The organism is Pseudomonas sp. Pseusp3 (assembly GCF_047304225.1).
Lineage (GTDB): Bacteria > Pseudomonadota > Gammaproteobacteria > Pseudomonadales > Pseudomonadaceae > Aquipseudomonas > Aquipseudomonas fluorescens_CD.
The window spans coordinates 1-8,011 of the sequence record NZ_JBGLYV010000165.1 but is presented as its reverse complement, the minus strand read 5'-3'; the positions used below and the strand labels follow the sequence as shown (position 1 = coordinate 8,011).

The 8,011-nt window shown below is 59.0% G+C and carries 7 protein-coding genes; 4 read left to right on the top strand and 3 right to left on the bottom strand.

The features are described from left to right. Positions 1–65: 65 nt before the first annotated feature. Positions 66–536, bottom strand: a complete 471-nt coding sequence (locus ACCD00_RS29400) for a MaoC family dehydratase (RefSeq protein WP_096509380.1) — start codon at positions 534–536, stop codon at positions 66–68. A 42-nt stretch (positions 537–578) separates the two neighbouring features. Continuing rightward, entirely contained in the window at positions 579–1,523 is a 945-nt protein-coding gene (locus tag ACCD00_RS29395; protein ID WP_413428726.1) for an alpha/beta hydrolase, read from the bottom strand. A 245-nt stretch (positions 1,524–1,768) separates the two neighbouring features. Between ACCD00_RS29395 and fadD2 the strand changes: the two genes are divergently transcribed. Continuing rightward, positions 1,769–3,457 carry a long-chain-fatty-acid--CoA ligase FadD2 gene (fadD2, locus tag ACCD00_RS29390; RefSeq protein WP_413428725.1) on the top strand — a complete coding sequence of 563 codons (1,689 nt, stop codon included), beginning with the start codon at positions 1,769–1,771 and terminating at the stop codon, positions 3,455–3,457. A gap of 380 nt (positions 3,458–3,837) precedes the next feature. Further along, positions 3,838–5,538 (top strand): long-chain-fatty-acid--CoA ligase FadD1, encoded by a 1,701-nt coding sequence (gene fadD1, locus ACCD00_RS29385; protein WP_413428724.1) that lies wholly within the window; start codon positions 3,838–3,840, stop codon positions 5,536–5,538. A 170-nt stretch (positions 5,539–5,708) separates the two neighbouring features. On the opposite strand, the gene ACCD00_RS29380 is transcribed toward fadD1, so the two are convergent. Next, positions 5,709–6,086 (bottom strand): hypothetical protein, encoded by a 378-nt coding sequence (locus tag ACCD00_RS29380; protein WP_008019269.1) that lies wholly within the window; start codon positions 6,084–6,086, stop codon positions 5,709–5,711. A gap of 356 nt (positions 6,087–6,442) precedes the next feature. Here ACCD00_RS29380 and ACCD00_RS29375 point away from each other — a divergent pair, with 356 nt between their 5' ends. Beyond that, the gene (locus tag ACCD00_RS29375) at positions 6,443–7,399 is read left to right on the top strand and encodes a YihY/virulence factor BrkB family protein (RefSeq protein ID WP_413428723.1); all 957 of its coding nucleotides are present in this window, start codon (positions 6,443–6,445) and stop codon (positions 7,397–7,399) included. Positions 7,400–7,401: 2 nt separating this feature from the next. Then, complete coding sequence (def, locus tag ACCD00_RS29370) at positions 7,402–7,941, top strand: peptide deformylase (RefSeq protein ID WP_413428722.1); 540 nt, start codon at positions 7,402–7,404, stop codon at positions 7,939–7,941. Positions 7,942–8,011 lie beyond the last annotated feature (70 nt).

Here is an 8,011-nt window from a genome sequence, read left to right as displayed (position 1 = left end):
CCATTGATAGTGACTGATACGCCGCCTTCGCGAGCAAGCCCGCTCCCACAGGTATATGCGGTGAATCAACCGATGCTGATGGCCGGCAGTTCCGTCAGCGTCACGCTCTGTTGCTTGCGTGGTGCGAGGATTTCCGCCTCGCCATCCACCACCAGTTCATCGCGCTGGTTGAACACGCGAGTGGCAATGCGCACGCGAAACTTCGGCAGTTTTTCGAGAATTTCCAGGCGTACGGTCAGCGTGTCGCCGATCTTCACCGGTTTCTGAAAGCTCATCTGCTGGCCGATGTAGATAGTCCCCGGTCCAGGCAACTCGCAGGCTACCGCCGCGCTGATCAACGCACCGCTGAACATGCCGTGGGCGATGCGCTCCTTGAACATGGTGCTGGCGGCGTATTCGGCATCCAGGTGCACCGGGTTGTGATCGCCGGACATCGCGGCGAACAACTGGATGTCGCGCTCTTCGACGGTCTTGCTGAAGCTGGCGGTCTGGCCGATTTCGAGGGCTTCGTAAGGGGTGTTGGTAACCTGGGTCATCTGTCTCAATTCCTGTGACGAATTAAAAAATTCACAAAAAAACTATTCGGATCGGTGCGGCCGAGGCGTACTCAAGGCCTGTGCGATCCAGTTCAGCACATCGGCGATGATTTCATCGCGGTTGCTCTCGTTGAACAGTTCGTGCCGTGCCTGCGGGTAAACGGTCAGTTGCAGGTGCTGGCTGCCGGCCGCGCGCAGCGCGTCGGCCAGATCCTTGAGACGCTTGCCTTCGCTCACCGGATCACATTCACCGCCAATCACCAGCAACGGCAGGCCCGGGTCGATCTGCGCGAGATTGGACGCTTTGCTGATTTGCTGCAAGCCACCGAGCAAGTCGATCCACAGTTGATTGGTGCAACGGAAACCGCAGAGCGGGTCGTTGACGTACAGGTCGACCTGCGCCGGATCACGGCTGAGCCAGTCGAACGGCGTACGTGCCGGTTTGAACTTGTTGTTGAACGAGCCGAACGACAGCCATTCGATCAATGCGCTGCGCCCTTGGCGGCCTTGGCGCAGGCGTTCGAAACGGGCGATTTGCCGTGCCGCACGATAAAGCGCCACAGGCTGGAAGTTCGAGCCGCTGAGGATCGCCCCGTGCAGGCTGGCGCTGTGGTGCAGCAGATAAGCCTGGGCAACGTAACTGCCCATGCTGTGACCGAGCAGTACGATCGGTATGCCAGGGTGCTGTTGGCCGATGTGCTGGTTGAGGCAGGCCAGGTCGCTCACGACCTTGGACCAGCCATGGTCATCGGCGAAATGCCCGAGTGTCCCGTTTTCGGCAGTTTTGCCATGTCCACGCAGGTCCGGCGCGCACACGCCATAGCCCTGGTCACAGAGTTTTTGCGCAAGGGGGCCATAGCGACCGCTGTGCTCGGCCATGCCGTGGGCCAGCAGAATCATTGCCTTGAGGCTGCCCTCGGGTAGCCACTGGTTGACGAAGAGGCGGCTGTGGTCGCTCGTGGTCAGCCAGAAAGTGTCATGGATCATGGCGGTTCCTTTGCATGAGGCTGCCTGGTCGCAATTAGCTCGTTGCAGTTTATAGCGCATCCTTGGCCGGGCGTCTGATCAGCTTGCGCCACGGCAAGAAGATTCATGGGATCAATGACAGCGGTGGGCATATTTGCCTGCTACGTCATAACTGCTAGTGTCCGTGAAGCTCCGCTTTTTGCATTTTTTTTGAAAAATGACAGAAAAGTGGCCCCGGATAGATTCAGGTAAAGAGGACAACAACAATGCAACCTGATTTCTGGAATGACAAACGCCCGGCCGGTGTACCCCTGGATATCGATCTGGGAGCCTACAAGTCGGTGATCGAGGTGTTCGAGCGTTCCTGCAAGAAGTTTGCTGACCGCCCGGCGTTCAGCAACATGGGCGTGACCCTGACCTACGCGGAGCTGGAACGCCAAAGCGCGGCCTTCGCCGGTTATCTGCAAGCCCACACCGACCTGGTGGCGGGGGACCGCATCGCGGTGCAGATGCCCAACGTCCTGCATTACCCGATTGCCGTGTTCGGGGCCTTGCGCGCCGGGTTGATCGTGGTCAACACCAACCCGTTGTACACCGCGCGGGAAATGCGTCATCAGTTCAAGGATTCCGGTGCCCGGGCGCTGGTGTACCTGAACGTGTTCGGCCAGAAAGTCCAGGAAGTGCTCCCCGACACCGATATCCAGTACCTGATCGAAGCGAAGATGGGCGACCTGATGCCCACCGCCAAGGGTTGGCTGGTCAACACGATGGTGAGCAAGGTCAAGAAGATGGTCCCGGACTATTCCTTGCCCCAGGCCGTTTCTTTCAAGAGCGCATTGCGCATGGGCCGTGGCCTGGGTATCAAGCCGCTGAACGTCGGCCTCGACGACATCGCCGTGCTGCAATACACCGGCGGCACCACGGGCCTGGCCAAGGGCGCGATGCTGAGCCACGGCAACCTGGTGGCGAACATGCAACAGGCACGGGCCTGTCTGGGACAGTTCGGCCGCGACGGGCAACCGCTGTTGCGCGAAGGGCAGGAGGTGATGATCGCGCCGCTGCCGCTGTACCACATCTATGCCTTCACGGCGAACTGCATGTGCATGATGGTGACGGGCAACCACAACGTGCTGATCACCAACCCGCGCGACATTGGCGGCTTCATCAAGGAACTGAAGAACTGGCGGTTTTCGGCGCTGCTGGGGCTCAACACGCTGTTCGTCGCGCTGATGGATCACCCGGACTTCAAGACCCTGGACTTCTCCAGCCTCAAGCTCACCAACTCCGGCGGCACTGCGCTGGTCAAGGCGACAGCCGAACGTTGGGAACAACTGACCGGTTGCCGCATCACCGAAGGTTACGGCCTGACCGAAACTTCGCCGGTGGCCTGTACCAACCCGTATGGCGACCAGTCGCGGATCGGCACGGTCGGCCTGCCGGTGCCGGGCACTGCGCTGAAAGTCATCAGCGATGACGGTGTCGAACAACCTTTGGGCGAACGTGGCGAGCTGTGCATCAAGGGCCCGCAGATCATGAAGGGCTACTGGCAGAAACCCGAGGCCACGGCCGAAGTGCTGGATGCCGAGGGCTGGTTCAAGTCCGGTGATATCGCGGTGATCGACCCGGACGGTTTCGTGCGTATCGTTGACCGCAAGAAGGACATGATCATTGTCTCGGGTTTCAACGTGTACCCGAACGAGATCGAAGACGTGGTGATGGCACACCCGAAAGTCGCCAACTGTGCGGTCATCGGTGTACCCGACGAGCGGTCGGGGGAGGCGGTGAAGCTGTTCGTGGTGGCCCGTGAAGCGGGCGTCAGCCTTGAAGAGCTGAAGGCTTACTGCAAGGAGAACTTCACGGCGTACAAGGTACCCAAGCACATCGTGCTGCGCGAATCGCTGCCGATGACCCCGGTGGGCAAGATCCTGCGGCGGGAGTTGCGAGATATCGCCTGATCGGTGAATAGCTGACCACTGTAGGAACGAGCACGCTCGCGATGGACGTCAACGATAACGCGCCCTGTCTGAATGATCGCGTTGCCCGGACGTTTTTCGCGAGCAAGCTCGCTCCTACAGGTTTAAGCGAAAGCCCCGAATTTCGGGGCTTTCAGCGACATATAGGTTTTTTGCTCTAAAATGACCGCTTGTAAGTCTTGAGTCATAAAAGTGACCGTAGAGGCCGCTTTTGGCTCTAGTCGACCCTTTGCAAAGCTGCTACTCTCGGCGCGCTTTGTGACTTCTCGGCCTTCTATCAGCCAGATTTACCAATGGCCAAACACCAATAATAATCGCATCAAATGCGGTGCTGAATTCGCGTTGCTGAGGAGTGGGCTTCCATGATCGAAGACTTTTGGAAGGATAAGTACCCAGCCGGGATTGCTGCCGACATCAATCCCGACGAGTACCCGAATATTCAGGCAGTGTTGAAGCAATCCTGCCAACGCTTCGCCAACAAGCCGGCATTCAGCAACCTGGGCAAGACACTCACCTACGGTGAACTGTACGAATTGTCCGGTGCGTTTGCCGCTTACCTGCAACAGCATACCGACTTGCAGCCTGGCGATCGAATCGCCGTGCAACTGCCCAACGTGTTGCAGTACCCGGTTGCCGTCTTCGGCGCGATCCGCGCCGGGCTGATCGTAGTCAACACCAACCCGCTGTACACCGCGCGGGAAATGGAACACCAATTCAACGACTCCGGTGCCAAGGCCCTGGTCTGCCTGGCCAACATGGCGCACCTGGCTGAAACCGTGGTGCCGAAAACCGGCGTCAAGCACGTGATCGTCACCGAAGTCGCCGACCTGCTGCCGCCGCTCAGGCGCTTGCTGGTCAACAGCGTCATCAAGTACGTGAAGAAGATGGTGCCGGCCTATCACTTGCCAAAAGCCGTCAAGTTCAATGACGTGCTGAGCAAAGGCCTGGGCCAGCCAGTGGCGGAAGCCAACCCGGCCAGTGGCGATGTCGCGGTGCTGCAATACACCGGCGGTACCACCGGCGTGGCCAAGGGCGCGATGCTGACCCACCGCAACCTGGTGGCGAACATGCTGCAGTGCAAGGCGCTGATGGGGTCCAACCTCAATGAAGGTTGCGAGATCCTGATCACACCGCTGCCGCTGTACCACATCTATGCGTTCACCTTTCACTGCATGGCGATGATGCTGGCGGGCAACCACAACATCCTGATCAGCAACCCGCGCGACTTGCCGGCGATGGTCAAGGAACTGTCGAAGTGGAAGTTCAGCGGCTTTGTCGGTTTGAACACACTGTTCGTAGCCCTGTGCAACAACGAAGGTTTCCGCAAGCTGGATTTCTCCGCGCTGAAAGTTACCTTGTCGGGCGGCATGGCCCTGCAACTGGCGGCGGCCGAACGCTGGAAAGCGGTGACCGGTTGCGCCATCTGCGAAGGTTACGGCATGACCGAAACCAGCCCGGTGGCGACGGTGAACCCGATCCAGCACATCCAGGTCGGCACCATTGGCATTCCGGTGCCGTCGACCCTGTGCAAAGTCATCAACGATGCCGGTGTCGAGCAGCCGCTGGGTGAAATCGGCGAACTGTGCGTGAAGGGCCCGCAAGTCATGAAGGGTTACTGGCAGCGCCAGGAAGCCACCGACGAGATCCTCGACAGCGAAGGCTGGTTGAAGACCGGTGACATTGCGCTGATCCAGCCCGATGGCTTCATGCGCATTGTCGATCGCAAGAAAGACATGATCCTGGTTTCCGGTTTCAACGTGTACCCGAACGAGCTCGAAGACGTGCTGGCTACCCTGCCGGGCGTGCTGCAATGCGCGGCCATCGGCGTGCCGGACGAAAAGTCGGGCGAGGCGATCAAGATTTTCATCGTTGCCAAGCCGGGCGTGACCCTGACCAAGGAACAGGTGATGGAGCACATGCGCGCCAACGTCACCGGCTACAAGGTCCCGCGCTCCGTGGAGTTCCGTGACGCACTGCCGACCACCAACGTCGGCAAGATCCTGCGCCGTGAATTGCGCGATGAAGAACTGAAGAAGATCAACGCGAAGAAAGCCACCGCGTAATCAACAAAAAGCCCCGCCGATGCGGGGCTTTTTGTTGGTCGGCTGGCAACACCGATCCTCTGTAGGAGCGAGCATGCTCGCGAAAAAGGTACAGACAACGCGTTCATTCAGACAGCCCGCGTCATCGTTGACGTCCATCGCGAGCCAGCTCGCTCCTACAGGAATGACGGTTATTGACGGAACGGCGCGAAGTTGACGTTGGTGCCCGCCGGGCGCATGTCCTGCAGGAAGGAGTCCTTGTCGGCGCTCAGTTCCAGGCTCAATGCAGCCTTGCGCTTGCCTTCATTGCGTACCACCAGGCCTTCGAGCTTCTCGCGCAGGAACACGGTCGGCACTTTCAGGTGCAGCAGCTCGTCGGTGTCCGGCGTGTGCATCAGCAGGTGAATCCACTCGTACTGACCCACGGCCAGGCGCGATACCGGGATGTCGAACCACCAGATATTGCGGTTGCGGTTCAATTCGGTGAAGTGGCAGTTGTTGACGCCAAGCACAGCACCGCCGAGTTCCTGGTTTCTGCGGGCAATGGCCTGCTTTTTATCGAGTTTCATAACATTCCTACGGGATTGGATCTTCAGCGCCATGGCCTGAATGTGTTGCGCATTCTCAGGGGTTGGCCGGCAAACATAAAGCGCAACCTGCACTGAACGATGAAATGTCGTGGTGCAAATAAATGAAACTCCCTGCAAAAGCCCCCGGTCAACCTTATGTAACGACCTTTCCTCCCATTGAAATGCCTTTAATAAAAGAAGAAGCGGTCATCCCCGGATGGCCATTTTTGTGTCAGCCTGAACTTGCACACTGAATTTGTTTCAAAGTCGCCAACTGGGCTACCTTGGTGAAGGAAACGGCCCCCAGAGTCGCCACGACTTCAACCCAAATGCGAATGCGGCGAATGGAGACGCTAATGATTTTTCCGGACATGAGAGGCTTGCCCCTGCACCGTGTGATGATGCGCACGGTCACCGAGTTCATCGCCGACGAGATGTCGACCTATGCCTCGGCGCTGGCCTATCAAATGCTGTTTTCGCTGTTTCCGTTCATCCTTTTCCTGATTGCCCTGATCGGCTTCCTGCACCTGCCGGATTTCTTCTCCTGGCTGCGCCTGCAATCGGAACTGGTATTGCCGCCCCAGGCACTGGAGCAGGTCAACCCGGTGATCGACCAGCTGCAGCAATCCAAGGGTGGCTTGCTCTCGGTGGGGATCGTGATTGCGCTGTATACCGCCTCCGCCGGGGTGCGGCTGATGATGAGCGCGATGAACGCCGCCTACGACGTGGTCGAAGGGCGCCCGCTGTGGAAACGCTTTCCGTTGTCGATCATCTACACCGTCGGCATTGCCGGCATGCTGCTGATCGCCGCAGCGCTCATGGTGCTCGGGCCGCAGGTGATGGAGTGGATCGCCAAGCAAGTCGGCCTTGAGTACTTTATCGTCACGCTCTGGACGATCGCGCGCTGGCCGGTGATCGTGATTTTGCTGATGGTCGCGGTGGCGTTGATCTACTACGTCATGCCCGACGTCAAACAGGAGTTTCGCTTCATCACCCCAGGCTCGGTGCTCGCGGTGGTCGTGTGGATCATCGCCTCCCTGGGCTTCGGCTTGTACGTCAAGGAGTTCGCCAACTACAACGCCATGTATGGCAGTATCGGTGCGATCATTGTGCTATTGCTGTACTTCTACATTTCCGCCGCGGTGCTGCTGCTGGGCGCGGAGATGAACGCGGTGATCGAACACATGTCGCGAGACGGCAAGGAGCCCGGCGAAAAAGTGGCTGGCGAGCATGGTCCCGTCCATGAGGAAAAACACCACGTGTCGGGACTGGGGCGCGATCACTCACACAAACCGACCATTGATGAAACCTGATCATGATTCGTGAAATTCTGAAAATGGGCGATGAGCGCCTGCTGCGCGTTGCCCCGCCAGTGCCGGCCGAGATGTTCGACAGCCCCGAGCTGTGGCAACTGATCGATGACATGTTCCAGACCATGGAAAGTGTGGGAGGCGTTGGCCTGGCTGCTCCGCAGATCGGTGTCGACCTGCAGCTGGTGATCTTCGGTTTCGAGCACAGCGAGCGTTATCCGGATGCCGAGGCGGTGCCGCAGACGATCCTGATCAACCCGTTGATCACACCGCTCAGCCCGACCCTGGAAGAGGGTTTCGAAGGCTGTTTGTCCGTACCGGGCCTGCGCGGCGCGGTGCAACGTTACCAGCAGATTCGCTACGAAGGCGTCGATCCCAAGGGCGAGCCCATCGTGCGCATTGCTTCGGGCTTCCACGCACGGGTGGTGCAGCATGAATGCGATCACCTGATCGGCCGCCTGTACCCGTCGCGCATTACCGACTTCAGCAAGTTTGGCTTCACCGAGGTGATGTTCCCGGACCTGGACCCCAAGGCGGACGACTGATGCAACACAGAACCCTGTGGGAGCGGGCTTGCTCGCGAAAGCGGTCTGACAGTCGGCATTGATGGTGACT